At 65.6% G+C, this 25,315-nt stretch carries 21 protein-coding genes and 2 tRNA genes; 11 read left to right on the plus strand and 12 right to left on the minus strand.

Annotated elements, in window-relative coordinates:
• Both KIT53_RS00885 and KIT53_RS00890 read left to right on the plus strand, forming a co-directional pair.
• Entirely contained in the window at nucleotides 1-777 is a 777-nt protein-coding gene (locus KIT53_RS00885) for a sugar phosphate nucleotidyltransferase (protein ID WP_297746147.1), read from the plus strand.
• Nucleotides 778-837: 60 nt separating this feature from the next.
• Complete coding sequence (locus KIT53_RS00890; protein ID WP_297746149.1) at nucleotides 838-1,719, plus strand: glycosyltransferase family A protein; 882 nt, start codon at nucleotides 838-840, stop codon at nucleotides 1,717-1,719.
• A 71-nt stretch (nucleotides 1,720-1,790) separates the two neighbouring features.
• On the opposite strand, the gene KIT53_RS00895 is transcribed toward KIT53_RS00890, so the two are convergent.
• Nucleotides 1,791-3,713 (minus strand): hypothetical protein, encoded by a 1,923-nt coding sequence (locus KIT53_RS00895; RefSeq protein ID WP_366521883.1) that lies wholly within the window; start codon nucleotides 3,711-3,713, stop codon nucleotides 1,791-1,793.
• A 1,283-nt stretch (nucleotides 3,714-4,996) separates the two neighbouring features.
• Between KIT53_RS00895 and KIT53_RS00900 the strand changes: the two genes are divergently transcribed.
• The 6 genes from KIT53_RS00900 (at nucleotide 4,997) to KIT53_RS00925 (ending at nucleotide 13,385) form a co-directional block, all read left to right on the plus strand.
• Nucleotides 4,997-6,448, plus strand: a complete 1,452-nt coding sequence (locus tag KIT53_RS00900) for a UbiA family prenyltransferase (RefSeq protein ID WP_297746152.1) — start codon at nucleotides 4,997-4,999, stop codon at nucleotides 6,446-6,448.
• 14 nt (nucleotides 6,449-6,462) lie between these two features.
• A complete protein-coding gene (locus tag KIT53_RS00905; RefSeq protein WP_297746154.1) occupies nucleotides 6,463-7,701 on the plus strand; it encodes a hypothetical protein in 1,239 nt (412 codons plus the stop codon).
• A 108-nt stretch (nucleotides 7,702-7,809) separates the two neighbouring features.
• Nucleotides 7,810-9,132 carry a UDP-glucose/GDP-mannose dehydrogenase family protein gene (locus KIT53_RS00910; RefSeq protein WP_297746157.1) on the plus strand — a complete coding sequence of 441 codons (1,323 nt, stop codon included), beginning with the start codon at nucleotides 7,810-7,812 and terminating at the stop codon, nucleotides 9,130-9,132.
• Nucleotides 9,133-9,212: 80 nt separating this feature from the next.
• Nucleotides 9,213-11,183: a hypothetical protein gene (locus KIT53_RS00915; protein ID WP_297746161.1), complete on the plus strand. Its 1,971-nt coding sequence runs from the start codon at nucleotides 9,213-9,215 to the stop codon at nucleotides 11,181-11,183.
• A 17-nt stretch (nucleotides 11,184-11,200) separates the two neighbouring features.
• Complete coding sequence (locus tag KIT53_RS00920) at nucleotides 11,201-12,595, plus strand: TIGR03013 family XrtA/PEP-CTERM system glycosyltransferase (RefSeq protein WP_297746164.1); 1,395 nt, start codon at nucleotides 11,201-11,203, stop codon at nucleotides 12,593-12,595.
• A 25-nt stretch (nucleotides 12,596-12,620) separates the two neighbouring features.
• Nucleotides 12,621-13,385 carry a serine protease gene (locus KIT53_RS00925; RefSeq protein WP_297746169.1) on the plus strand — a complete coding sequence of 255 codons (765 nt, stop codon included), beginning with the start codon at nucleotides 12,621-12,623 and terminating at the stop codon, nucleotides 13,383-13,385.
• Nucleotides 13,386-13,394: 9 nt separating this feature from the next.
• On the opposite strand, the gene KIT53_RS00930 is transcribed toward KIT53_RS00925, so the two are convergent.
• Both KIT53_RS00930 and pobA read right to left on the minus strand, forming a co-directional pair.
• Complete coding sequence (locus KIT53_RS00930) at nucleotides 13,395-14,297, minus strand: CoA transferase (RefSeq protein WP_297746172.1); 903 nt, start codon at nucleotides 14,295-14,297, stop codon at nucleotides 13,395-13,397.
• Between the two features lie 292 nt (nucleotides 14,298-14,589).
• A complete protein-coding gene (gene pobA, locus KIT53_RS00935) occupies nucleotides 14,590-15,774 on the minus strand; it encodes a 4-hydroxybenzoate 3-monooxygenase (RefSeq protein ID WP_297746175.1) in 1,185 nt (394 codons plus the stop codon).
• Nucleotides 15,775-15,953: 179 nt separating this feature from the next.
• Here pobA and KIT53_RS00940 point away from each other — a divergent pair, with 179 nt between their 5' ends.
• A complete protein-coding gene (locus KIT53_RS00940; RefSeq protein ID WP_297746178.1) occupies nucleotides 15,954-16,739 on the plus strand; it encodes an IclR family transcriptional regulator C-terminal domain-containing protein in 786 nt (261 codons plus the stop codon).
• A 9-nt stretch (nucleotides 16,740-16,748) separates the two neighbouring features.
• Here KIT53_RS00940 and KIT53_RS00945 read toward each other — a convergent pair whose 3' ends face one another.
• The 6 genes from KIT53_RS00945 to KIT53_RS00970 form a co-directional block, all read right to left on the minus strand.
• A complete protein-coding gene (locus KIT53_RS00945) occupies nucleotides 16,749-17,459 on the minus strand; it encodes an ABC transporter ATP-binding protein (protein ID WP_297746181.1) in 711 nt (236 codons plus the stop codon).
• A complete protein-coding gene (locus KIT53_RS00950; RefSeq protein ID WP_297746183.1) occupies nucleotides 17,456-18,220 on the minus strand; it encodes an ABC transporter ATP-binding protein in 765 nt (254 codons plus the stop codon). The genes KIT53_RS00945 and KIT53_RS00950 overlap by 4 nt, the downstream gene beginning before the upstream one ends.
• On the minus strand, nucleotides 18,217-19,191 hold the full coding sequence (locus KIT53_RS00955; protein ID WP_297746186.1) for a branched-chain amino acid ABC transporter permease: 975 nt from the start codon (nucleotides 19,189-19,191) through the stop codon (nucleotides 18,217-18,219). Before KIT53_RS00955 ends, KIT53_RS00950 begins: the two co-directional genes overlap by 4 nt.
• On the minus strand, nucleotides 19,188-20,051 hold the full coding sequence (locus KIT53_RS00960; RefSeq protein ID WP_297746189.1) for a branched-chain amino acid ABC transporter permease: 864 nt from the start codon (nucleotides 20,049-20,051) through the stop codon (nucleotides 19,188-19,190). The genes KIT53_RS00955 and KIT53_RS00960 overlap by 4 nt, the downstream gene beginning before the upstream one ends.
• 99 nt (nucleotides 20,052-20,150) lie before the next feature.
• Nucleotides 20,151-21,338 (minus strand): ABC transporter substrate-binding protein, encoded by a 1,188-nt coding sequence (locus tag KIT53_RS00965; RefSeq protein ID WP_297746192.1) that lies wholly within the window; start codon nucleotides 21,336-21,338, stop codon nucleotides 20,151-20,153.
• 99 nt (nucleotides 21,339-21,437) lie between these two features.
• Nucleotides 21,438-21,923 carry a flavodoxin domain-containing protein gene (locus tag KIT53_RS00970; RefSeq protein WP_297746196.1) on the minus strand — a complete coding sequence of 162 codons (486 nt, stop codon included), beginning with the start codon at nucleotides 21,921-21,923 and terminating at the stop codon, nucleotides 21,438-21,440.
• Nucleotides 21,924-22,092: 169 nt separating this feature from the next.
• Here KIT53_RS00970 and KIT53_RS00975 point away from each other — a divergent pair, with 169 nt between their 5' ends.
• Together KIT53_RS00975 and KIT53_RS00980 are read left to right on the plus strand one after the other, a co-directional pair.
• Nucleotides 22,093-23,055 carry a tripartite tricarboxylate transporter substrate-binding protein gene (locus KIT53_RS00975; protein ID WP_297746199.1) on the plus strand — a complete coding sequence of 321 codons (963 nt, stop codon included), beginning with the start codon at nucleotides 22,093-22,095 and terminating at the stop codon, nucleotides 23,053-23,055.
• A gap of 45 nt (nucleotides 23,056-23,100) precedes the next feature.
• The gene (locus tag KIT53_RS00980) at nucleotides 23,101-24,291 is read left to right on the plus strand and encodes an ABC transporter substrate-binding protein (RefSeq protein WP_297746203.1); all 1,191 of its coding nucleotides are present in this window, start codon (nucleotides 23,101-23,103) and stop codon (nucleotides 24,289-24,291) included.
• 38 nt (nucleotides 24,292-24,329) lie between these two features.
• Here the strand turns inward: KIT53_RS00980 and KIT53_RS00985 are convergent.
• From KIT53_RS00985 to KIT53_RS00995, 3 genes are all read right to left on the minus strand, one after another.
• Nucleotides 24,330-24,406, minus strand: a tRNA-Arg gene (locus tag KIT53_RS00985).
• Nucleotides 24,407-24,476: 70 nt separating this feature from the next.
• Nucleotides 24,477-24,553: transfer RNA gene (locus tag KIT53_RS00990), tRNA-Pro, on the minus strand.
• Between the two features lie 40 nt (nucleotides 24,554-24,593).
• Nucleotides 24,594-25,298: a glutathione binding-like protein gene (locus KIT53_RS00995; protein WP_297746206.1), complete on the minus strand. Its 705-nt coding sequence runs from the start codon at nucleotides 25,296-25,298 to the stop codon at nucleotides 24,594-24,596.
• Nucleotides 25,299-25,315 lie beyond the last annotated feature (17 nt).

Genomic DNA, 25,315 nt, shown 5'->3' on the forward strand with positions numbered 1-25,315 from the left:
ATGAAAGTGGTGCTGTTTTGTGGTGGGCTGGGAACGCGCTTGCGCGAGCATTCGGACACCGTGCCCAAGCCTCTGGTCAACATCGGGACACGGCCGATCATCTGGCACCTGATGCGCTACTACGCGCACTTCGGGCACCGCGAGTTCATTCTCTGCCTGGGCTACCGGGGCGACATGATCCGCGAGTACTTCCTGAACTACAACGAATGCCTGTCCAACGACTTCGTGCTCTCCGAAGGAGGCAAGAAGATCGAGCTGCTGTCCAGCGACATCGACGACTGGCGCATCACCTTCGTGGACACCGGCCTGCATGCCAACATCGGCCAGCGTCTGATGCGGGCACGCAAGCACCTGGGCGATGACGAGATGTTCATGGCCAACTACGCCGACGCGCTGACCGACCTGCCGCTGGACCGCCACCTGGCGGAGTTCCAGCAGAGCGACGCCATCGTGAGCATGCTCGGGGTGTCCTCGGCGCAGTCCTTCCATGGCGTGAGCGGCGAGGACAACGGCACCGTGACCGCATTCGGCCCCATGCACGAGGCCGACTTCTGGATCAACGCCGGGTATTTCTGCATGCGCCGCGAGATTTTCGACCACATAGAAGAAGGCGATGAACTCGTGGAGAAGCCTTTCCAGCGCCTGATCCAGGCGCGCAAGCTGCGCGTGCACCGCTACAACGGCTTCTGGCAGCAGATGGACACCTTCAAGGACAAGATCACGTACGACCGCATGGAAGGCCGTGGCGACTGCCCCTGGAAGGTGTGGCAACGCTGAAGAGCCATTCGCGCCGGCCGCCACACGAAGCGGTCGGTCTGTCAGGACGAGACACCAGACATGGCCCAACCCAACTACCGCAGCAGAGTCAGTATCGGTCTGCCCGTCTTCAATGGCGAGAAATACCTGCCGCAGACCATCGAATCGCTGCTGGCGCAGACCTTCGACGACTTTGAACTGATCATCTCGGACAACGCCTCCACCGATCGCACCGCGGAGATCTGCCGCGCATACGCCGAGCGCGACGCCAGGGTGCGGTACCACCGCAACGAAGCCAACATAGGCTTGTACCGGAACTTCAACCGCGTATTCCAGTTGTCTTCCAGCGCGTACTTCAAGTGGGCGGCGGCAGACGACATCTGTGGGGCCAGACTCATCGAGCGCTGTGTGGAGGTGCTGGACGCCGACCCGCAGGCGGTGCTCGTCTATGCGAAGACGGTATTTATCGACGAGCAGCAGCGTGAACTGGTGGTGGACTATCCGGGGTGGCACCTGCCATCACCCGATCCGGTCGAGCGAATGGCGTTTGCCATCCAGGCCGGCCACTGGGTAACAGCCTGCGAAGGTTTGATCCGCTCCTCCGCGCTGAGACAGACCCCGCTGTTTCCGACCTACTATGGAGGCGACCGTGCCCTGCTGTGCAGGCTTGCCCTGTTCGGCACGTTTCAGGAGTTGCCCGAACGACTGGCCTTTAAGCGCTTGCATGCCAGCAATTCGACAGGCCATGCCTCCGATGCCGACTGGTTCCCGGACAAGGCGGCCTACCAGTCCTGGACGCTGTACCGCGACTACCTGAAGATCATCGCGGGTTCGCCTTTTTCGCTGAGCCAGAAAACGCGGCTGCTGAAGGCGGCTGCACGGCGCATGTACTGGAGCAAGTCCAGCCTGCGGCAGGAGATGCGCCAGTACGTCAGGAATGTCCTGCGATCCGGCGATTCCTGAGCGGGCCCTCCCAAAAAAAATCAGCCCCTCGCGCAGGACGGGAGGGGCTGTTCGAGCGCGGCGAGGTGGCCTTACTTGGGAACGATCGCGAACTGCGGCTCGTAGCGGAACTCCTCGTCGAGCGCAGGCGTCATGCCCTTCCACTTGGTATAGGCTGCAGCGGCATTGGACACACCGGCGTTGGCCGCTGCAGCGAGGGTTCCACGTGCGATGGCCGCGTAGGCCTGCGGGTCGCCGGGGTAGGCCTCCTCATTCATCGGCACCTGGCTGCAGGCGCGTCCGACCATGCTGGAGAAGTTGGCCGCGAACAGCGCACTCCAGGTACTGAAGTACTGCATGTTGTTCGGGTTGGCGATCAACATATCAGCCACCGCGCCTTTGCTCGCACAGAAGCCGTTAGCGTCGTTCATGAAGCGGCCCACGTTGAACTTGCTGATCACGTTGAGCACATCGCGGGCCTTGGGCTCGTTGTTCTCGGCCAGGCGGGCGAAGATCATGCCCATGAAGTCGTTCTGCCAGGGAATGGTCGCAGCGGGTTCGTCGAAAAGGCCGAGTGCGCCCAGGGGCGACATTTCCGTGCTGCTCGCTGTGCGCGTCGCGTACCAGTTGATGTTGTTGGCCAGCATGGCCTTGTAGAAGGCGCGCTGCGGGTGTGAATCTGGCACTATGAAGGCCGCCTCGCTCAATGAGCGCATGGCCCAGGCTTGGCCACGCATCTGTTCCTGGTTGACCAGGCCCAGGGCGCCGCCTCGCGTGCCTGCTTCGTTGATGGCCAAGTTCCAACTGGCCCAGAACAAGGTCTCATCGAGATAGTAGGCATCGCCCGTGATCAGGTAGGGAATGTAGGCGAACGATGGCTGGTGAGCGCGGTCGGCCGTCCATTCGGTCGAGCCGCTACCCTCGGGCACACGGGGGTTGGACCGGTCAGGGTAGCCGAGTGTGATGTTGGGATATCGCTGCACGTCCAGAGGCTGGTCGGTGTTCTCGTCTCTGTAGTGGATGGGCACGCCGCCCGCCGCATCGGCATTGGCCATCATGCTGGCGCGGGCCCGATCATCCTGCGTGATCAGATACAGCGCCGTCCAGCGCGGCAGCGGCCCAATATCCGGACGGCCACCGGTCATCGGGAAATAGGTCGTCACCAAGGCCGAGCCCATGGGCTTGGTGTTGGAGGCTGCCAGGGCCGCGGCCTCGTCCGCAAGGACCGAGCTTGGCACGTTCAGTCCCAGGTTGTAGTTCCAGGCCACCTTGGTATCCAGGAAGTAGGGCATGTTGTGGCGCAGGCGGTACTGCGGCGCGGTGCCGGTCCAGACCACCTTGTGCCAGCGTGCGTGGTGGTTGTGCGTCAACTTGGGCTGGGTGTGCACCGTCTGACCATTCTGTTTGATGGTCATGTCGTAGGTGATGTTGGAGGGGCTGGCCTTGAAGGTCCAGTTGTTCTCCATCACCACGTCGGTGCGGATGCGCGCGCCACCTTCGTAGATGCGGGTGTGCAGGCGGGCCGTGAGGTGCGGATGGACCTCATTGGTGCTGGCGTTGCGCAGCGGCGCGACCACGGTGTACTCGGTGGCCACGCTGCCGGCGAGACGGCGCCCCTTGTTCTGCGCGATCTGCTGCACCAGCAGGTCTTGCGGCCGGGCCACCAGCGTGGCGGTCACGGTATTGCCGCTGTAGATCTTGGCCTCGATCTCCATGTTCCAGGCCGGCGAAGCGGGCACGTTGGGCGTGCTGGTGGTCTTGGCCGCGGAGTAGAGATTGACCAGGCGGGCCTGATTGGCCTGCAGGTTGCTCACCTGGGCGCTGAGCACCGCGAAGCGGACCGAACCGTCCACGTGCGAATTGACCTCGTCCATCTGCAAGGGCACCGAGGCGCCCGTGCTGTCGCGGGCGACCAGGCCCTGCGACGCGGCGAGCTGTCCGGCCTTGAATGGCTGGCCGAACGTGATGGGCAGCGACGCCTGGGCCGTGCCGGAAGAGACCTCGACGCAGGTGATGGCGGCGCTGTCGCAAGCCAGGCCACCTGTGCCGGCTGCGGGTGCCGGGGCGGGAGCAGGTGCCGGAGCGGGGGCAGGTGCCGGAGCGGGGGCAGGTGCCGGAGCGGGGGCAGGTGCCGGAGCGGGTGCAGGTGCCGGAGCGGGTGCAGGTGCCGGGGCGGGTGCAGGCGCCGGAGCGGGTGCAGGTGCCGGGGCGGGTGCCGGGGCGGGTGCCGGGGCGGGTGCCGGGGCGGGTGCAGGGGCGGGAGTCGACGGGCGCGAAGGGCGCGGTGCTGGTGCAGGGGCCGGCGCAGGAGCTGGTGCAGGCGCCGGAGCGGGAGACGTCGACGGAGCCGGGGCGGGCGCCGGTGCGGGCGCTGGTGTCCCGGCGATGCCGTCGGTACCTGCGAGCACGGTGTCGCCACCGCCGCCACCGCCGCAGCCGGCGAGGGCGGTCATCAGGAAGAGGGCTGAGAGCCACCGGCGATCCACGGAGAGTCCGTTCTGGGCGTGCGTCTTGGAATTCATGGGTTTAAAAGTAACGCTAATGTGTTGAGATCTGGGTGGTTCAGTGACTCTGGAAGGTCTCTTTTGAATGCCTTTTTCGCATGCTTCGCGGGCTCATTGCAATTCCAGTGGCTTGGGTGCCCTGACTGTTCTTCGCCCATCGTGGAAATAACTGTAGCCAGCACGTTTGTGCGGAAATTTCTTTCCCGACGGGGCGGGCCAATAGTGCGACATGCGGTCAATGGAGAAAGGGAATTGAAAAAAGGAGAGGGCGAGTTTGTAAGCGACGTAGCAAATTGATACAAACTCGTCCGCCAATAGATTGGGTCAATTCCCGGGTTCAGCTCTCACAACACGAGGGACTGCGAAGTGGACTGCGCTGGCCATTTTGCAGTGCGGAAACCTTCGAGTGGTTTGAGGTTCCGGACACTGCGTCCGGCCTCCCGTCTCACCAGCAAGGGCCGTGCCGGAGGCCCTCTGCTCTTCATGTTCCCTGGGCACCACTGCGCCCGGGGGTATTCTCTCTGACCGGTGTGACCGAGATGTTCGGGAGTGTTACGAGTTGAATATTTGTGCGGAAAGCACGGGCCTCGCGGGCGTTCGTGCGCCGCAGCAGGGCTTCTCTGGTAGGGTCCGACCTCGCACTTTCACAGGCCTGTCAGATGGGGCTGAGAGAGTGGGCCCGGTGAGCGGCCGGGGCGGCTTGCCAACGCAGGGACTGCAACGCAGCCCATGGGATCCTCAGGGGGGCCAGACAGATCCGCAAATCAGACAATGTCCCATATTTCAATTAAGGCATGATGAGCGCAATCGATTTCCCATTGGTGGTGGATTTGGACGGCACGTTGACGCCGACCGATACCCTGGTTGAATCGATCATCAAATTGATCAAGCAATCGCCATTGAATTTGCTGAGGCTGCCATTTCAATTGATGAGAGGCCGCTCGGAATTCAAATCCTGGGTTGCCAGCCGAGTTGGTATTTCGGCGGAAGTTTTGCCGTATCGCGAATCGCTATTGGCCTATTTAAAGGAAGAAAAGGCCAAAGGACGGCGAATTGTCCTGGCAACGGCTGCACACCGTTCGATTGCGGACGGAGTGGCTGCGCACCTGGGCCTGTTCGACCATGTCATGGCCTCCGACGATGGCGGCGCGAACCTCAAGGGCCCGGCCAAGCTGGCCGCGATTCAGAAAGAGGTGGGGGGCGATTTCGTTTACGCGGGAGACAGTTCCGCGGATATTCCGGTCTGGAAAGGCGCCCGTGCCGCGGTGCTGGTCAATGTGTCGGCCGGGGTGGCGGCCGATGTCCGGAAAAGCGTGCCGGTGGAGCGTGAAATATCTCGCGAAAAAACCGGATTGGCGGTCTGGCTGAAAGCCTTGCGCGTGCACCAATGGATGAAGAACCTGCTGTTGTTCGTCCCCATGTTGACTGCCTTTTCCTTTTCCGATCCCACGGATATCGTCCATATCCTGGTGGCGTTCGTGGCCTTTTCGCTGACCGCATCGGCCACCTATGTGGTCAATGATCTCTGGGATCTGGAGAGCGACCGCGCGCATCCCCGGAAAAGCCAGCGTCCTTTTGCGAGCGCCCGGCTGCCGATCCAGAACGGCCTGGCGGTGGCGGCGGTGTTCCTGGTGGCCGCTTTTGCCATGGCGCTGTCCATGTCCCTGGGCCTGTTCCTGATCCTGCTGGTGTACCTGGTTCTTACCAGTGCTTACAGCTGGGTCCTCAAGGAATACGTCCTGATGGATGTGATCATGCTCTCGGTGCTCTACACGCTGCGCATCGTCGCGGGTGCCATCGCCATCGAGGAAACCACCAGTTCCTGGCTGCTGGCGTTCTCGGTCTTTGTCTTCCTGAGCCTGGCGCTGGTCAAACGCTGCGCGGAACTGGTAACCCTGGAGCAGGCTGGCAAGCTCACCACCAAGGGGCGCGACTACCGGGTGACCGATCTGGTGGTGCTCTGGCCGCTGGGGGTGGGCGCGGCGCTCTCGGCGGTGGTCGTGTTCGGGCTGTTCATCAGCGCGCCGGAGACCCAGGGGCGCTACCTCAGCCCGCAACTGCTCTGGTTCACCGCGCTGGGCCTCATTTATTGGCTGTCGCGCCTGTGGGTGAAGACCTCACGCGGTGAGATGCACGACGACCCGGTGGTCTACGCGCTGAAGGACCGGGGCAGTCGCCTGACCGTGATCGGCATGGTGGTGGTGATGCTGATTGCTCGTTTCTTCCCGGTGCCGGGTTTTCTCTGAGCCCGGCGCGACCCATGATGCTGTCCGCGCCTCCTGGGGCCCCCGCGGCGCACCGGCGCCTGGTGGCCGCGTGCTGCCTGGTCTACTTCACCCTGGCGTATGCGCTGGCGGTGCAGTGGTTCCACCGTGGCTACTTCGACGTATTCAACATATTTTTTGACGCCGACCCCAACACCAACCTGGCGTCTTTCGCCCATGGCTGGTGGGGAGGCCGCAACGCGCCCACCCACCCGCTGCTGGAACTTGTTTCCCTGCCGGCACTGTGGGTGGGGGGGCTGGCGAGCCTGGCTGGCGCTGGAGCCGAGGCCGTTTCGCGCGTGCGCGAATACGTGGGATTGGCCTATACACCGGCGTGCGCTGCCCTGTCCATCGCGGTGTTTCACCGCACGCTGTCGCGCCTGCATCTGGCGCCGCGCGATGCGCTGCTGGCCACGGCGGTGTTCGCGCTGAGCTTCTCCAGCCTGCTGTTCGCCGTGGTGGTGGAGAGCTACGCGTTCTCCGGGCTGCTGATCGCGGTGCTGCTCCACTGGTACGTGGTGTGCCGGCAGGCGGGGCGAGGGCACCACGGCGTGTGGTTCCTGCTGGCCGTGGCCCTGGCGGGCGTGACGATCACCAACGTGGCGGTGGCCGGCATCGCCTACCTGTTCTTCCTGCGCTGCGTGGAGCAGCGCTCCTGGCCCGCCGCCCTGTGGCGCAGCGCGCTCTATGGTGCGACGGCCTTGCTGCTGGTGCTGTCCGTATACGCGGGCCTGTTGCAACTGCTGGGGGTGCAAGCCGGTGTGGAGGGCGGTGCGCGCTGGGTGGGGCAGCATGCCTCGTCCTCGGTCTACCGTTATGTCGCCAACATGATCAACCTGCTGTGCGCCGGCTTCTCCACCTACGTGGTGGTGCTGCCGTTCTACTGGGAGGGCAAGATCAGCGTGGCGCGCGGTGCCCGCGACTGGCCGCTGATCGCCGCCATCCTGGTGCTGGCGCTGGTGCTCGCGCTTTCGGTACGCAGGCGGATGCCGCGCATGGGGTGGGGCGAACTGCCCTGGCTGCTGGGCGCCATGCTGGCTTTCCATGCCTTGCTCCACGGTTTCTTCGGCTACGAGATGCTGCTCTACAGCCTGCACTGGCTCGCACCATTGACGCTCATGCTGGTGCCCGTCATGGTGCATCACCGGCGCATCACGCTGGCGCTGCTGCCCGTCATGGTGCTGGCCAACCTGCACTTCATGCTGGGGGTGGGCGAGCTCATGCGCGCGGCCTGAGCGAGCGTGTCGAATGCAACGCCAAGGGCGTTTTCGATGGCGTGATGGCCTGGCGCCGTGGCTATCATGTTCCGATTTGTGCGGCAGTTTTCCTGAGAAACCAAGATCATGAAAGTCACAGTGGTAGGGACGGGTTACGTGGGGCTGGTCAGCGGGGCCTGCCTGTCGGAGGTGGGCAACGATGTGCTGTGTCTGGACCTCAATCCGGACAAGATCCGCATCCTCGAGGAAGGTGGCATCCCCATCTACGAACCGGGCCTGCAGGAAATGGTCCGCCGCAACGTGCAGGCGGGCCGCCTGCGCTTTACCACGGACATCGACCGCGCGGTGCACCACGGCACCATCCAGTTCATCGCGGTCGGTACGCCGCCCGACGAAGACGGTTCGGCCGACATGCGCTACGTGCTGGCCGCGGCCCGCAACATCGGCCAGCGGATGACCGACTACAAGGTGGTGGTCGACAAGAGCACGGTGCCCGTGGGCACCGCCGACCGCGTCAACGAGGCGATCGGCGAGGAGTTGCGCAAGCGCGGCGTGCAGACGCCGTACTCGGTGGTGTCCAACCCCGAGTTCCTCAAGGAAGGTGCCGCGGTGGACGACTTCATGCGGCCGGACCGCATCATCGTGGGTGCCAGCGACGAGCAGGCCATCCACCTCATGCGCGCGCTGTACTCGCCCTTCCAGCGCAACCATGAGCGCCTCATCGTCACCGACGTGCGCAGCGCCGAACTCACCAAGTACGCGGCCAACGCCATGCTGGCCACGCGCATCAGCTTCATGAACGAACTGGCCAACCTGGCCGAGAAGCTGGGCGCGGACATCGAGATGGTCCGCCAGGGCATTGGTTCCGACCCGCGCATTGGCTATCACTTCCTGTACCCCGGCTGCGGCTACGGTGGCTCCTGCTTTCCCAAGGACGTCAAGGCCCTGATCAAGACCGCGGCAGACGAAGCCGACATCGACCTGCAGGTGCTCACGGCGGTGGAAGCCGCCAACGACGCACAGAAGCATGTGCTGGGCCGCAAGATCCAGTCGCGGCTGGGGCAGGATCTCAAGGGCCGCCATTTCGCGGTCTGGGGCCTGGCTTTCAAACCCAATACCGACGACATGCGCGAGGCACCCAGCCTCGCTCTGCTCGATGACCTCCTGGGCGCGGGTGCCACGGTCACCGCCTACGACCCGGTGGCCATGCACGAGGCGCAGCGCGTGGTGGCCGGGCGCGACGGCGTGAGCTACGCCAAGACGCCCAACGAGGCGCTGGAGGGCGCGGACGCGCTGGTGATCGTGACCGAGTGGAAGGAGTTCCGCAGTCCGGACTTCGACCTCATCAAGGCCAAGCTCAAGCAGCCTCTGATCGTGGATGGGCGCAACCTCTACGATCCCGCCTTCGTGCGCGGCCAGGGCTTCGAGTACCTGCCCATCGGGCGTTAGGCGTTCCTCTGTACGCAGCACGGCTGCTGATCCCCGCACTGGCAGGCCCGGCCTGCCTGGTTCTGGCCGCGCTTCACCCCTTGTGGCCCGGTGCGCTGGCGGCGGCCCTGTGCGCGCTGGTGGCCCTGAGCGCATGGCGTGCGCAGCGCATGGGCGGGTGGCTGATGGCCTTGCTGCCGGTGGCCAGCCTGGCGCCCAGCACCGGATGGTGGCTGGTGAATGAGTTCGATCTGCTGGTGCTCGCGGTGCTGGCGGGCGGTTATGCGCGCTGGTACGCCGAGCAGAGCGCCTGGCGGGTGCCGCCTCCCTGGCCCGCAGGCGAGGCGCCCGCGCAGACCGGCCGTGGCGACCTCTGGCTGCGCGTGGCGCTGGCAGGCGGTGCGCTGATCGGCCTGGTGGTGGGTTGGCGCGATGCGGGCGTTGGCCCAGGCAGCCTGGCGTCCGCCTGGCGGCAGGGCGATCTGGTGCCTCAGGCGCTGTACGCCGACTACGGCAGTGCCCTCAACCCGCTGCGCGTTTCCCTCAGCCTGCTGTGGGCCTTGCTGCTGGTGCCGCTGTGGCTGCGCGGTCCGGCGCGCTGGCAGCGGCAGCAGGCCCATCAGCTCGTGATCGGGATGGCCGCCGGATTGGCACTGGTGTGTCTGCTGGTGTCCTGGGAAAGGTTCCGCTACGTGGGCCTGTTCAATTTCTCCGACGCCTACCGCACGGTGGCAGCCTTCTGGGAAATGCACGTAGGCGGCGGCGCCATCGACGCCTACCTGGCCCTCACCGTGCCACTGGCTTTCTGGGCCGTATGGCTGGCGCCAACGGGTTGGCGGTGGTGGGGCGCGGCCGCGTTGGCGGTGTGGAGTTCGTACACGGTCCTGACCACGTACTCGCGTGGCCTGTACCTCGCCGTGGCCATCGCGCTGCTGGCCATGGCGGCGCTGGCCTGGCATTTCCGCATCCGGCCTGCCCTGGGCGTGCGCCGGCGTGCCTGGGCCCTGGGCGTGTTGGTGCTTGCGCTGGCGGCGGAATCGGTCTGGGTCCTGGGAGGGCAGTCCTTCATGTCCAACCGGCTGGCCAAGTCGGAATCCGACCTGACCGCGCGGGTAGACCATTGGCGCGCCGGGCTGTCCTTGCTGCGTTCCCCGAGCGACATCCTGCTCGGCCTGGGCGCGGGCCGCCTGCCGGCGCACTACAGCGCGCGCGTGCCCGGTGGCGAGTTCCCCGGCACCGTGCGCTGGACCCGTGAACCCGACGGCGGTGGCCAGGTGACGCTGTACGCCCCTCGCACGCGCCAGGACCTGGCGTATGAGTTCGGTCTCACGCAGCGCGTCGACCTCGAGCGGCAGGGCAGCTACCGCCTGCGGCTTCGCCTGGAGACCGATGCGCCCATGGTGCTGCTGGCCAGCGTCTGCGAGCGGCACCTGCTCTACGAATTCCGATGCCAATGGAAACACGTGCGCCTGGCTGAGCCGGTGCACGACCCCGACATGTGGCAGGAGATCGAACTCTCGGGCCAGCGCTTCACCCCGGCGGGTGCCGCGGTGTCGTGGCGTGAAGGCATGTTCGGCCTCTCGGCCCTGAGCGCAGGGGGTGCTGCGCGGCTGCGCGCGGTGGAGCTGATCGACCCGCAGGGGCGGCAGGTGCTGCGCAACAGCGAGTTCGCCGACGGCCTGCGCCATTGGTTCCCGGTTGCGCAGGGGGCGTTCAAGCCCTGGCACATGGACAACCTGTACCTGGAGGTGCTGGTCGAGCGGGGTGTGCTCGGCGTGCTGTTGTTCGGAACGCTGGCGGGCCTGGCGGTGCAAGGGGCCTTGCGTGGACTGCGGCGGCGCGAGCCGCTGGCCTTGGCGCTGGCGGGCTCGCTGGTCGCCATGGGCGCGCTCGGCATGCTGATCAGTGTGACGGAAATGCCGCGCATCGCGCTGCTGCTGTGGCTTGTCCTGTTGACAACGTCACGCTTGGGTCGCCTGTCGCCGTGCCCACCGCCCGTAACGGGGTGTAATCAAGGGATGCCGGCGGTATCCTCGACAGAGGAGCCTGGGCGAGAGCGATCGGAGACCTGATCGCAGGGAAGAGAAGTTTGATCAAGCTATTCAATCACTATTTCGACCGACGCACGCTGGCGCAGATGGTCCTGGACCTGCTGCTCATCACCGCGGCCTTCATGGTCACCATGGTGGTGCTGACGCCGACGGCGGAACTCAGCTCGGCCAAGGTCGGCCAGGGCATGGTGCGCGCACTGCTCATGAGCGCGGGCTTCCTGGCCATCAACTCGGCGCTGGGCCTGTACGAGCGCGGCAACGTCTTCAACAACACGCAGCTTGTCGCGCGGGTGGTGGTGTCGTTCCTGATGATGGGCCTCATCGTCGTGGGCGTGCTGCTGGTGCTGCCCATGGAGGCGTTCTACGGCCACACCTGGGCGGTGGTGATCGTGATGATGGCCACCGGCCTGCTGCTGCTGGTGCAGGTGCTCACGGGCGAGTTTCTGCCCAAGTCGCTCACGCGCCGCCGGGTGCTCGTCTACGGCACGGGCACCAAGGCCAAGGCGGTAGGGGAGTCCCTGCGCAGCCGCTCCTCCAGCGCCGAGCTCTGCGGCTACTTCGCCAGCCCCAACGAGCGGGAGCACCTGGTGACCAACTGGGGCGTGCTCACCCCTGGCGAGACGTTGACACAGGTGGTTGCCGACAAACGCGTCGATGAAATCGTCATCGCGCTCTCCGAGCGCCGTGGTGGCAGCATGCCCATGCGCGAACTGCTGGACTGCAAGCTCAGCGGCGTGCGCGTGACCGACATCGCCACCTATTTCGAGCAGAACCTCGGCCAGATCCGGCTGGATGCGGTATCGGCAGGCTGGCTCATCTTCGGCGAAGGTTTCGACCAGGGTTTCATCCGAACCTCGGTCAAGCGCCTGTTCGACATCGCCGGGGCCTCGGTGCTGATCCTGCTCACGCTGCCGGTCATGCTGATTGCCGCCATCTTCGTCAAGCTCGAAAGCGCCGGGCCGATCCTGTACAAGCAGGAGCGCGTGGGCCTGGGCAACAAGCCCTTCAACGTGGTGAAGTTTCGCAGCATGCGCACCGATGCCGAGAAAGACGGCGTGCCTCGTTGGGCGACAGCCGGCGACAGCCGCGTGACCCGTGTGGGCAAGGTGATCCGCAAGCTGCGCATCGACGAACTGCCCCAGCTCTTCAGCGTGCTCAACGGCGACATGAGCCTGGTCGGGCCGCGCCCCGAGCGCGCTTTCTTCGTCGAGAAACTCACGCAGGAAATTCCCTTCTACGCCGTGCGCCACAGCGTCAAGCCGGGCGTGACCGGCTGGGCGCAGGTGCGCTACCAGTACGGATCTACGGTGGAGGACACCGCGCAGAAGCTGCAGTACGACCTCTACTACGTCAAGAACCACTCGCTGTTCCTCGACCTCGTGGTGATCTTCGAGACCATCGGTGTGGTTCTCACCGGCAAGGGCGCCCAGTAGCTCGGGTTGTCCTGAGGCAGCCGCCATGAAACGCCGCGCCTGCCTGACCTCGCTGCTCTGTGCATGGCCTGCGCTCGGACTGTTGCCCCCGGCCCGGGCGGGGCTGCCTGACACCATCGTGCGCTACAAGGCCTCCGTGCTTGCTGTGGGCACCTACCGTGCCACCGACAGCCCACGCTTTCAGTTGCGCGGCAGTGGTTTCCTGGTGGAAGACGGCAGCCTCTTGATCACCAATGCGCACGTGTTGCCCGAAGGGGGGAATGCGGTTGATCTTTCCGCCCTGGTGGCGCAGGTGCGAACCGGCACGGACGCCTGGGAGCCACGCGCGCTCACGCTGGTTGGCATCGACGCCACGCACGACCTGGCGCTGCTGCGCATGAGTGGCCCCCCTGGGCTGCCCATGCCCATGGGCGATTCCAACCGTGTGCGCGAAGGAGACAACCTGGCTTTCATGGGTTTTCCCATTGGCGGCCTGCTGGGCTACTCCACGGTCACGCACCGCGCCACGGTGTCCAGTGTGGCGGGTACCCTGCCTTCGGCCAACGGTGTCGAACGCCCGAGAGCGCGCGCCGCGCGCGCTGCCGCATTCGACGTCTTCCAGCTCGATGCCACCGCCTATCCTGGCAACAGCGGCGGCCCGTTGTTCGACCCCGACAGCGGGCACGTGCTCGGTGTGATGAACATGGTGCTGATCAAGGGGCCGCGCGAATCCGCGCTCAGCCACCCCTCGGGCATTTCCTACGCGATTCCCGGGCGCTTCGTGCAGGAGCTGCTGGCCCGTCACCGCTGACACGCGGCCTCAAGGCGGCAGCGTGTGCAGGGGAATGTCCTGCGTGCGGGCGAGTTGCTCCAACTGCTGGCGAGAGCGCCCTTGGAAGAAGCGGGCCATGCTTGCATGGGTCGCTGGTTCGAACAGGCCTTGGAAGCCCTCTACCACGCAGCCCGCGGCCTTGCACAGCGCGGCCGCGAAATGCGGCTCCAACGCAGCCACCGCCACCCGGCCGTCGCGGCACGGGTAGACGCGGTAGCCCGCATGCGCACCGCCCACCGCACCGTCAGGTTGCGTGAGCCCCCAGGCGCGGGGCAGGGCCAGCCAGGCGGCAGCGTCCGACAGCGCCACCTCCCTGTGAATGCCGCGTCCACCGGTTTTCTGGGCCAACACCGCTTGCAGCACCGCTTCGCTCGCCATCAGCGCGCCCGCCATGTCTGCAAACAGCGTGGCCGGCAGGTCCAGGCCGGTGACCAACCCCGCATCGGCGAGGTAGGTCAGGTCATGGCCAGGCTCCTCGGCACGCGGGCCCGGTGCGCCCACGATGCCGATCAGCGACAGCGTCGGATAGCGCGCACGCAGTGCCTTCCAGCCCAGGCCCAGCTTGAGCAGGGCCGATGGCCGGAACGAGGTCAGGAGCACATCGGTGCGCGCCAGCTCTCGGTGCAAGGCGGCCTGTCCACGCGCCGACTTCAAGTCCCAGCTCACGACGCGGATGCCCTGATGCAGCGTGGCGTACGCCGTCGCGTTGTACTGCCCCATCGGATCACCGGGCGGCGGCTCCGCCTTCAGGCAAGTCGCCCCCAGTGCACGCAGCCGCCACAGCGCCGCCGGCCCCGGCAGGTTCAGCGCCAGGCTGAGCACACGAACCCCACGCAGGGGCCGGGGGGCGCGGGCAAAGGGCAATGGCGCAGAGCCGTTGGACGCAGTCATGGAGCGACACCAGCAGTAGAGGTGCCCGCAATGTACCCGCGCCGCCAAGAAACGCACGCAAACCGGCGACAGAAAGGCGCTCTCCGGGAGACCACAGCACACCACAACCCAGAGATGCCGAGGGTCCGGTTCCACAGCTAGCCCAAGCCACCCCAGCGAGCGAAGCGAGGCGTCCCAACCCAGAGATGCCGAGGGTCCGGCTTGGCCGGCCCAAGGCATCGTCCCCCCTCCCAGCGCCGAAGGCGCGCCAGAGAGGGGGGAAGCCGCGCAGCGGCGCAGGGGGGTGTCTCCTCTACCCCCCGAAGTCCAGCGGCAGCCCCACGTAGTTCTCGGCGATGGTGCGCTGGCCGGCTTCTGAGTTGATGAGGTAGTCCAGCTCGGCCTGCTGCAGCTTGGCGACGATGGGGCCGTCTTCCGGGAAGTTGTGCATGATGCCGGTGAACCACCAGGAGAAGCGCTCGGCACGCCAGATGCGCGCCAGGCAACGCTCGGAGTAGCCGTCGATGCCGGCCTCGCTGCGCTCCTGGTAGTACTCGATGAGCGCGTTGGAGAGGTACTTCACGTCGGTGGCCGCCAGGTTCAGTCCCTTGGCGCCGGTGGGGGGCACGATGTGGCCGGCGTCACCGGCAAGGAACATGCGGCCAAAGCGCAGCGGCTCGGTGACAAAGCTGCGCAGCGGTGCAATGCTCTTTTCCAGACTCGGTCCGGTCACCAGCTTCTCGGCGGCTTCGGGGTCCAGGCGCAGGCGCAGTTCGTTCCAGAAGGCATCGTCCGACCAGGCCTCGACCTTGTCCGTCAGCGGCACCTGCAGGTAGTAGCGGCTGCGCGTGTGGCTGCGCTGCGAACACAGCGCGAATCCTCGCTCGCTGCGCACATAGATCAGTTCATGGTGGACCGGCGGCGTGTCGGACAGCAGGCCCAGCCAGCCAAAGGGATAGACCTTCTCGAATTCCCTGATCGCGCTGCGCGGCGCGCTGGCGCGGCAGACGCCGTGGAAGCCGTCGCAACCCGCGATGAAGTCGCACTCCAGGGTGTGCGTCTGTCCGTCCTTCTCGTAGGTTACGCGTGGGCGCTGGGTGTCGAAGTCGTGCACCTGCACATTGGCGGCCTCATAGACCGTGGTGCGGCCGGATTTTGCGCGCGCTTCCATGAGGTCCCGCGTGAGCTCGGTCTGGCCGTAGACCATGACGCTCTTGCCGCCTGTGAGGCCTTGCAGGTCGATGCGGTGGCGCTGGCCGTTGAACAGCATGTCGAAGCCTCCGTGCACCAGGCCTTCCTTGTGCATGCGCTCGTTCACGCCGACCTCGTCCATCAGGTCGGTGGTGACCTGTTCCAGTACGCCGGCGCGGATGCGGCCCAGCACATAGTCACCGGTCTGGCGTTCGAGAATGACGTTGTCGATGCCGGCCTTGTGCAGCAACTGGCCGAGCAGCAGGCCCGAAGGGCCGGCACCGATGATGGCAACCTGGGTTCGCATGGGATGTGTCTCCTGAGGAAAGGGGGAGGGCGCGACGCAGGTACGCACGCCTTGAGCAGTCAGCGTGCAGAATAGGTGTGCGGGTATCCATCGACAAGGCTGGCGGCACGTCGTTGCGCGATCATCGGACCACTTGCGCGATGACCGCGCAATATGCCATCTGCCGGCATAATCCGGCCATGAACAACGGCACCCCGGCGGGCATCGCCAAGGCGGATCTGATCGAAGGCATGGCCAAGGGCATGGCCGTGCTGGAGAGTTTCGACACCGAACGGCAACGGCTCAACGCCACCCAGGCGGCGGAGCGCGCGGGCCTCACGCGCGCGGCCGCACGGCGCCATCTGCTCACGCTGGCCTACCTGGGTTACCTGGAAACCGACGGCAGCCATTACTGGCTGTCGCCCAAGGTGCTGCGTTTCTCCGGCAGCTACCTGGCATCGGCCCGTCTGCCGCGCCTGCTGCAGCCGACGCTGAACCGCCTGGCTGCGCTCACGCGCGAATCGTTTTCGGCTGCGGTGCTCGATGGCGATGAGGTGGTGATCGTGGCGCGCAGTGTGTCCATCGGCGGTCAGCGGCTCATGGCCTACGGCCTGCACCTGGGCGCGCGGCTGCCCGCGCACGCCACTTCCACCGGTCGCGTACTGCTGGCGGCCATGCCGCGCTCGGCTTTCAGTGCCTGGCTCAAGGGGCGTGAGTTGCCGAGGCTCACCCCACGGACCACCGTGGACCTGAAAAGCTTCAAGGCGATCATCGCCCGCGTGCGGGAAGACGATCTGTCCATCGCGCAGGAAGAGCACGAGCTGGGTGTGCACGCACTGGCCGTTCCTCTGCGCAATATGCAGGGCCGCACGGTGGCCGCGCTCAACGTGGTGGCGTCACCCGAACGCCTGGAGACGACCCGCCTGCACCAGGATCTGCTGCCCTTGCTGCTGGACGCCGCGCGCGAACTGCGGCCCTTGCTCTGAGTGGGCGCCTCAGACGCCGAGGTACTGCTCCAGCAGCGCCGGCGTCTGCAGCAGTTCTTCGGAACTGCCCTCGAAGACCACCTCGCCCTTGACTAGGATCACGTTGCGATCGGTGATCTGGGTGACGTGCTTCCAGTTCTTGTCCACGATGACGCTGCTGATGCCGCTTTCCCGGATCAGGCCGCAGATGCGCCAGATCTCGCGCGCGATCAGCGGTGCCAGACCCTCGGTGGCCTCGTCCAGGATCAGCAGGTCCGGGTTGGTCATGAGCGCGCGGCCGATGGTGAGCATCTGCTGTTCGCCGCCACTGAGCTGCTGGCCGCCGTGGCCCAGGCGTTCGGCCAGGCGGGGAAAGGTCTCCAGCACGCGTTCGTAGGTCCAGTCGCGTTGGCCTTGCGTGCCGGCACGTGCCGACATGAGCAGATTTTCCTTCACGCTCAGATTGCCGAAGATGCCGCGGCCCTCGGGCACGTAGGCCACGCCCTGGCGGGCGATCTCGAAGGTCGGGGCGCCAGTCATGTCGCGGCCCTTGACGTGTACCTGGCCACCGCTGGGCTTGACGATGCCCATGAGCGACTTCAGCAGGGTCGTCTTGCCCATGCCGTTGCGGCCCATGAGCCCGATGGTCTGCCCCTTGTCCACGGTGAAGTCCACGCCGCGCAGGATATGGCTGACGCCGTAGTGGGTGTGCAGGCCGCGCGCTTCGATCAGGGCGGTCATGCGTGTTCCTCTCCGAGGTAGGCGGCTTGAACACCCGAGTCGGCCCGCACCTCCGCAGGCGTGCCGCTGGCGATCACCTGGCCGTTGACCATCACGGTCAACTGGTCGGCCAGGGTGAACACGGCGTCCATGTCGTGCTCGACCAGCATCATGGCGTGGTCTTTCTTGAGCCGCTGCAGCAGCGCGACCATGCTTTCGGCTTCGGCCTGGCCCATGCCCGCGAGGGGTTCGTCCAGCAGCAGCACGGTGGGTTCGGTGGCCAGCGTCATGGCGATCTCGAGTTGACGCTGCTCGCCATGGCTGATGGTGCCGGCCACGGTGCGCGCGCGTGCGGCCAGGCCCGCGAGCTCGATGGCCCGTTCGCAACGCTGGTTGACCGTGGCCAGGGCATTGGCGGACGTGAGCCAGTGCAAGGGGTTCCAGGGCGCATGGCGTTCGCGTGACTGCGCGGCCAGGCGCACGTTGTCCCAGACGGTGAAGGGCGGGAAGATGTTGGTCTTCTGATAGCTGCGCCCCAGGCCCAGGCGGGAGATGCTCTCTGGGCTGTGGCCGGCGATCTCCGTGCCATTGAGCGTGATCTGGCCGGAGGTGGGCGGCAGATCGCCGGAGAGCAGGTTGGTCAGGGTGGATTTGCCCGCGCCATTCGGGCCAATGACCGCGTGGATGCGGTCTCGGAACAGGTCGACCGAGACACCGTTGACCGCGGCCAGGCCACCGAAGCGCTTGGTGAGCTGGCGCGCGCAGAGCAGCAGATCGCTCATGCGCCGTCGCCTTTCTGCCGGCCGCTGGCCAGGCCCAGCAGGCCGCGCGGCGCGAACACCACCACCAGCACGATGAAGCTGCCCATCAGCAACTGCCAGTGTTTGGTGAGGTCCTTGAAGAAGTGCATCACGTACTCGAACGCGAAAGCCCCGACGATGGCCCCGGCGAAGTTGCCCATGCCACCGAGGATGACCATCATGATGGCGTGCGCGCTCATGTGAAAACCCATGAGCTCGGGATTGACGAAGCCGGTCTGTGCCGCCCAGAGGTAGCCGGCCACGCCGGCCAGTGTGCCGGCCAGCGTGAAGGCCGCCAGCTTGTAGCCGAAGGTGCCGTAGCCCACGGCCCGCATGCGGTGTTCGTTGACGCGGATCCCGGCCAGCACGCGGCCAAACGGCGAGAACAGCAGGCGGCGCAGCAACAGGTAGACGATGACCAACACGGCCAGCGTGAAATAGTAGAAAACCGTCTTGCTCTCCAGGTCGAACAGCGTGGCGTCGGGACGGAAGTAGACGTACACGCCGTCGGATCCGCCCAGGGCCTTGTTGTCGAAGAACAGGTAGAACACCATCTGCGCAAAGGCCATGGTGACCATGATGAAGTAGATACCCCGCGTGCGCACCACGAAAAAGCCGATGACCAGCGCGGCCAGGCCCGCGGCGAGGGCGGCCAGCGGCAGCGACCACCACAGGCTGATGGCCTTGTCGGCCGGCGTGAGGAAGGCCAGGGCATAGCCGGCCAGGCCGAAGTAGGCGGCGTGGCCGAGGGACACCAGACCCGTCACGCCCTGCAGCAGGTCCAGGCTCATGGCAAAGATCGCCAGGATCATCATCTGCGAGAGCATCTGCAGGTAAAAGTCCGATCCCGTGAGCGGGATCAGTGGAAAGGCGGCCAGCGCCAGCGCGCCCAGCAGCAGCACGACTTGCATGCTGCGCGGCAGCTTCTCCAGTTGGGCTTTGGGGGCACTCATTGCTTGAACAGGCCTTCGGGTTTGTAGAGCAGCACGACGGCCATCAGCATGTAGACCGCCATGCCGGCGATCTGTGGCAGCAGCACCTTGCCGAAGGTATCGACCAGGCCCACCAGCAGCGCAGCCACCAGCGCGCCCCGCACCGAGCCAATGCCGCCGATCACCACCACCACGAAACACATGATCAGCACCGAGCTGCCCATGCCGGGATAGACGCTGGAGATGGGCGCGGCGATCATGCCGGCCACGGCCGCCAGCCCCACGCCCAGGGCGAACACGATGCCGTGGATCAGCCGGATGTTGATGCCCAGGGACTCGGTCATCTCCCGGTTGAAGGCCCCGGCGCGGATCTTCATGCCCAGGCGCGTCCTGGAAATCAGCAGGTACAGGCCCAGCGCGAGCAGCAGGCACACACCCGACATCACCAGCCGGTACACCGGGTAGGACAGGTTCTCGGTGAGCGGAATGGACCAGTTCAGCATCTCCGGCACCTGCACCGCGTGCACGTCGTCCCCCCACAGGATGGAGCGCAGTTCTTCGAAGATGTAGATCAGGCCGAAGGTGAGCAGCACCTGGTCGAGGTGGTCGCGGTGGTAGAAGTGGCGGAACAGCAGCCATTCCAGCAGCCAGCCGAAGACCACCGCGAGGACCGCACCGAGCACGATGGCCAGGGCCAGGCTGTCAAGCTGGCCGACAAGGAACCAGGCCAGGTAGGCGCCCAACATGTAGAAGCTGCCGTGAGCCAGGTTGACCACGCCCATGATCCCGAAGATCAGCGTGAGCCCGGCGGCCAGCATGAACAGCAGCAGCCCGTACTGCAGGCTGTTGAGCAGCTGGATCAGGAGGTTGGCGAAATCCATGGAGAGCAGCGGGGCGAGCAAAAAACAGACCAGCGCCCTGGGGCGCCGGTCGGCAGGAAGTTCGGTTCGGTTCTGCGAGGAGGCCGGGCAGCCAGAGCGTTAGCCCATGCGGCAGCCGGTGGCGGGGTCGGCCACCGCCTTGGCGGCCACGCCGATCACCTTGTTCTCCTTGTTCTCCACTTTGCGCAGGTACATGTCCTGGATCGGGTTGTGCGCCTTGCTCATCGTCCACTTGCCGCGCGGGCTGTCGATGGTGGCGCCCTCCATGGCGCCGTAAAGCGCCGCCTTGTTGCTGAGGTCGCCCTTCACCGCATTGGCGCCCTTGACCAGCAGCAAGCCGGTGTCGTAGCCCTGCACCGCGTACACATCGGGCTGCAGACGGAAGGTCTTGGCGTAGTCCAGGCGGAACTGCTTGTTGCGCGGCGTGTCCAGCGAGTCGCTGTAGTGCATGGTGGTCAGTACGCCATTGGCGGCGTCACCCGCGGCGTCCAGCACGCCTTCGGTCAGGAAGCCGGAACCATAGAGCTGGATGTTGCGGTTCAGGCCAGCGGCAGCGTAGTCGCGCAGGAACTTGGCGGCGCCACCGCCAGCGAAGAAGCAGGCCACGGCATCGGGCTTGAGCGAGGCAATCTCGGTCAGCAGGGCCTGGAACTCCACGTTGGGGAAGGGCAGGCCCAGCTTCTTGACGATGGTGCCGCCCGCGGCGGTGTAGCTCTGCTCGAAACCTTCATAGGCTTCGTCGCCGGCCGCATAGTTCCATGTGATCCACACGGCCTTCTTGTGTCCGCGGTCCACCATGGCCTTGCCCAGTGCCAGCGTGGGCTGCGAGTTGGTGAACGAGGTGCGGAACACGTTGGGGGCGCACTGGGCGCGCGTGGCGACGTGCACGCCGGCGTTGGGAATCAGGTTGAGCACGCCGGTGTCGCGCGCCACCTTGTGGATGCCCATCTGCACACCCGAGTGCACCGTGCCGATCAGCACGTCGACCTTGTCGCGCTGCACCAGGCGGGTGGCGTTCTCGATGCCCTTGGCCGGGTTGGACTCGTCGTCCACCTTGAAGAATTCGATCTCACGGCCTCCGAGCTTGCCGCCTTGTTCGTTGACGGCCATGCGAAAGCCGTTCTCGATGGCGACACCAAGCTGGGCAAAGGTGCCGGTGTAGGGCAGCATGAAGCCCACGCGGACCTTGTCCGATTGCGCACGCACGATCTGCGGCAACAGCAGGCCTGTGGAGGCGGCGCCGATCACGGCGGCGCTGCGGGTCAGAACGAGACGGCGGGTGGTCATGGTGGGATCTCCTGTGGGGGTTGCCGGAATGCGTTTCACTGTAGGGGCGGGGGTAGGGGTTGACGATCCTGAATTACCCGTACTTCAGATTTGAATCATTCATGCCTGAATGGTCTGCGCCGCCGGCCGCACCAGACTCAGCCAGTCGCGGCACCAGGCGCTGGCTTGCTCGGCGGCGTCGGTGCCCATGGAGGCGTCGTGCCGGAAGACGTCGCCCAGGCGCTGCGCACCCAGGTCGCTCAGGCGTTCGTCAAAGCGCAGGCCGCCGTTGCAGAACGTCTGGGGGTAGGCGCTGTCGCCCAGCGCGACGACGCCGTAGCGCACATGCCCGAGGTAGCGGGGCGCGCTGTCGAGCGACTCATAGAGCGCGCGGGCGTTTTCAGGCACGTCACCCGCCCCGTGGGTGGACGTACAGATGAGGAATAGTGCATCTTCGTCAAATACGCGGGTGTCCAGGCCGTCCATGGGACGAACTTCGATCACCGGTATCAGATCGGTGCCATCCATCGCTATGGCCTGCGCGGCGTGCAGCGCGTTGTCGGTCACGGAGCCAACGAGGATGATGAGGCGATCGGGCGTGGTCATGGCGAGATGCGTGCAATATATTTCATGCTTTCGCGCGAAAGAACCGGGTAAACCCTCGGTTGACCTCGACGGATCATGAAGGATGGCTCATAAGTGGTCTTACCAATGAATGTTTGGGTATATGGCCTATATCATCGGCCACGACCATACCATTCAGGAGACGCCCACCATGATCAACCGTCGACAAATCATCTCCATGGCCGCGCTGGCCCCGCTGGCTTCTCAGGTGTCCGCGCAGGACAACTGGCCGCAGCGTCCCATCCGCATCGTCAATCCAGGCGCGCCTGGCGGCACCAATGACACGCTCACGCGCTACCTGGCGGAGCCGCTGAGCAAGATTCTGGGGCAGCCGATCGTCATCGACAGCAAGGCCGGAGCCGGCGGCGCCATCGGCACCCAGTTCGTGGCCCGCGAACCGGCCGACGGCTACACCTTCCTCACGCACCACAACGGTTTCATCACGTCGCCGCTGGTGCGCAACTCATCCGGTTACGAGGTCAAGGACCTGGTGCCTGCCTCGCTGCAGGGTACCTCTCCCATGATCCTCATGGCACATCCGTCCATGCCGGCCACGCTGGCCGAGTTCGTGGCCTACGCGCGCTCCAACCCGGGCAAGCTGGAATGGGGTACGGCATCGCTGGGCGGGGTCGGCCATCTGGCCACCGAAGTGTTCCACGACATGGCGGGCATCAAGGACATGGTGCGCGTCGCGTTCTCGGGCTCCGCGCCGGCCGTGCAGGCACTGCTGGGCGGCCAGGTGAAGTACCTGCTGTCCACGCCGTCGGCCTCCACCGCTGGCCTGGTGAAGGAGGGTCGGCTGCGCTTCCTGGGCGTGAGCTACCCGAACCGGGTGCCTACCTTGCCCGACGTTCCGGCCATTGCCGAGGTCGTGCCCGGTTTCTCCGCCAGCGTGTGGTTCGGCCTGCTGGCGCGCGCCGGTACGCCGCAAGCCATTCTCGACAAGTTCTCGCAAGCCGTCTCCACGGTCCTGGCCCAGCCGGATGTCGTGGACAAGTACATGGCCGTCAATGTGGTGGCCAAGGGCGGGCAGGGCGACCTGGCCGAGATCCTCAAGCGCGAGCAGGCGCTGTGGTCCAAGGTGGTGAAGGACAAGAACATCCGCCTGGATTGATCCCCTGGACCGATTGAAACTGCCACAAGCAAGGAAACAGGATTTATGTACAAGCTCAATCGCCGTCGCATGACGGTGCTCGGCGCCGCACTGCTGGCCGCGCTGCCCCTGATGTCTCATGCCCAGGGCAAGGAGCCGGTGAAGATCGGCCTGGTGTCTTCCAAGTCCGGCGTGTTCGCCGAGCAGGGCGAGGAAGTGATCCGGGGCATCCGCTTCGCCATCGAGGAGGCCAACGCGCAAGGTGGCGTGGATGGCCGCAAGGTGGAGGTGGCCGAGGCCGACGACGAAGGCACGCCCGATGCAGGCCGCCGCGTGGCCGAACGCCTGGCCCGCGACGGGCACAACCTCCTGATCGGCACCATCCCTTCGTCGATCTCGCTGGCCATCGCGCAGAACCTGGACCGCTGGGACGCCGCCTATTTCTCGGTGATCTCCAAGTCGGACCGGCTCACCGGGGACACCTGCAAGCCGCGCAGCTTCCGCACCAACCACTCCGACGCGATGGACATCGCGATGATCAACGAGTGGGCCAAGACCATACCGGGCAACACCTTTGCCGTGCTCGGCGCGGACTACATCTGGGGCCGCGATTCGGGTGAGTCTTTCAAGAAGGCCATTGAATCCCAGGGCAAGAAGGTCGCGCTGAGCCTGTTCGCCCCCATGGGGACCAAGGATTTCGCCCCTTACATCGCGCAACTCAAGGCCGCCAATGTGGACGCCATCTGGGTCGCCGAAGTCGGGCGCGACCAGATCGCCTTTCTCAAGCAGGCGGAGGAGTTCGGCCTGATCCCCAAGACCCGGCTGATCGGGCATTCGCTGATCCAGCCGCTGACCATCCGCGCCACCGGCAAGGCGCTGGAAAACGTGCCCGGCAACACGACCTACTCGCCGGACATCAAGACCGCGCGCAACAAGGCCTTTGTCGATGCCTGGAAGGCCAAGTTCAACCGCCTGCCCACGGACAACGAAGGCTCCGCCTACAACGGTGCCCAGGTCATCTTCGACGGCGTGCGGCTTGCGAAGAGCGTGAAGCCCGAGGACGTGAGCAAGGCACTGCGGGGCGCGCAGCTCGATACCGTCTACGGCAAGGTCACCATGCGCGCGGCCGACAACCAACTGGTGCTGCCGACCTACGTGGCGCGCGCCAAGATGGTCGATGGTTCGTTGCGGCAGGTGCTGGAGCAGGAGTACCCGACGTCCATCGTGCCGGCGCCCTCACCACTGTGCAAGATGTGAGCGGGCCCGCGGCGGGCCGGATGCCGCTGCGCGGGACCTGGCCTGCCCGGAGGGACTCGAACCCCCGACCTGCTGCTTAGAAGGCAGCTGCTCTATCCGGTTGAGCTACGGGCAGTCTGTGCACACCACGAGCGATGCAGGAGACGAAAAAGGCCCACGCTGTGGGCCTTTTCGTTGTGTGGACATGGTCGGAGCGGCGGGATTCGAACTCGCGACCCTCTGCTCCCAAAGCAGATGCGCTACCAGGCTGCGCTACGCTCCGACTAAGCCGTGCATTGTACCCGCTGTAGAGGCACTTTCGCTCAGCGCTTCTGGTATTGCGTGTTGCCAAAGAGCACGTCGCGCGATTGGCCGTCCGTCAAGGGCTTGCGCGCGTCGGCCAGCACCGCCACGCCGCGTTGCACGGCCGGGCGAGCCGCGATGGTGTCGAACCATGCTTTCAGGCGCGGGTAGTCGGCCCAGTCGATGCCCTGGTTCTGCCAACTGCGCAGCCAGGGGAAGATGGCGATGTCGGCCACGCTGTACTGGTTGCCGGCGATGAACTTCTGCGTTGCGAGTTGGCGGTCCATCACGCCGTAGAGGCGCTTGGCCTCATTCGTGTAGCGGTTGACCGCGTACTCGATCTTCTCTGGTGCATAGATGCGGAAGTGATGCGCCTGGCCCAGCATGGGCCCCACGCCGCCCATCTGGAACATCAGCCATTCAAGTACCTTCCACCTGGCCCGCTCGCCACGCGGCAGGAACTTGCCGCTTCTGGCGGCAAGGTAGAGCAGGATGGCTCCCGACTCGAACAGGCTGATGGGCTTGCCATCGGGTCCATCGGAGTCGACCAGCGCGGGGATCTTGTTGTTCGGGCTGATCTTCAGAAACGCCGGGTCGAACTGGTCGCCACGGCCGATGTTGATGGGGTGGACCTGCCAGTCGCGGCCGAGTCGCAGGCCGCATTCCTCCAGCATGATGTGCACCTTGTGGCCATTGGGCGTGGGCCAGGAGTAAACGTCGATCATGGGCGGATTCTGTACCA

It is taken from the genome of Hydrogenophaga sp. (assembly GCF_026125785.1).
Lineage (GTDB): Bacteria > Pseudomonadota > Gammaproteobacteria > Burkholderiales > Burkholderiaceae_C > Hydrogenophaga.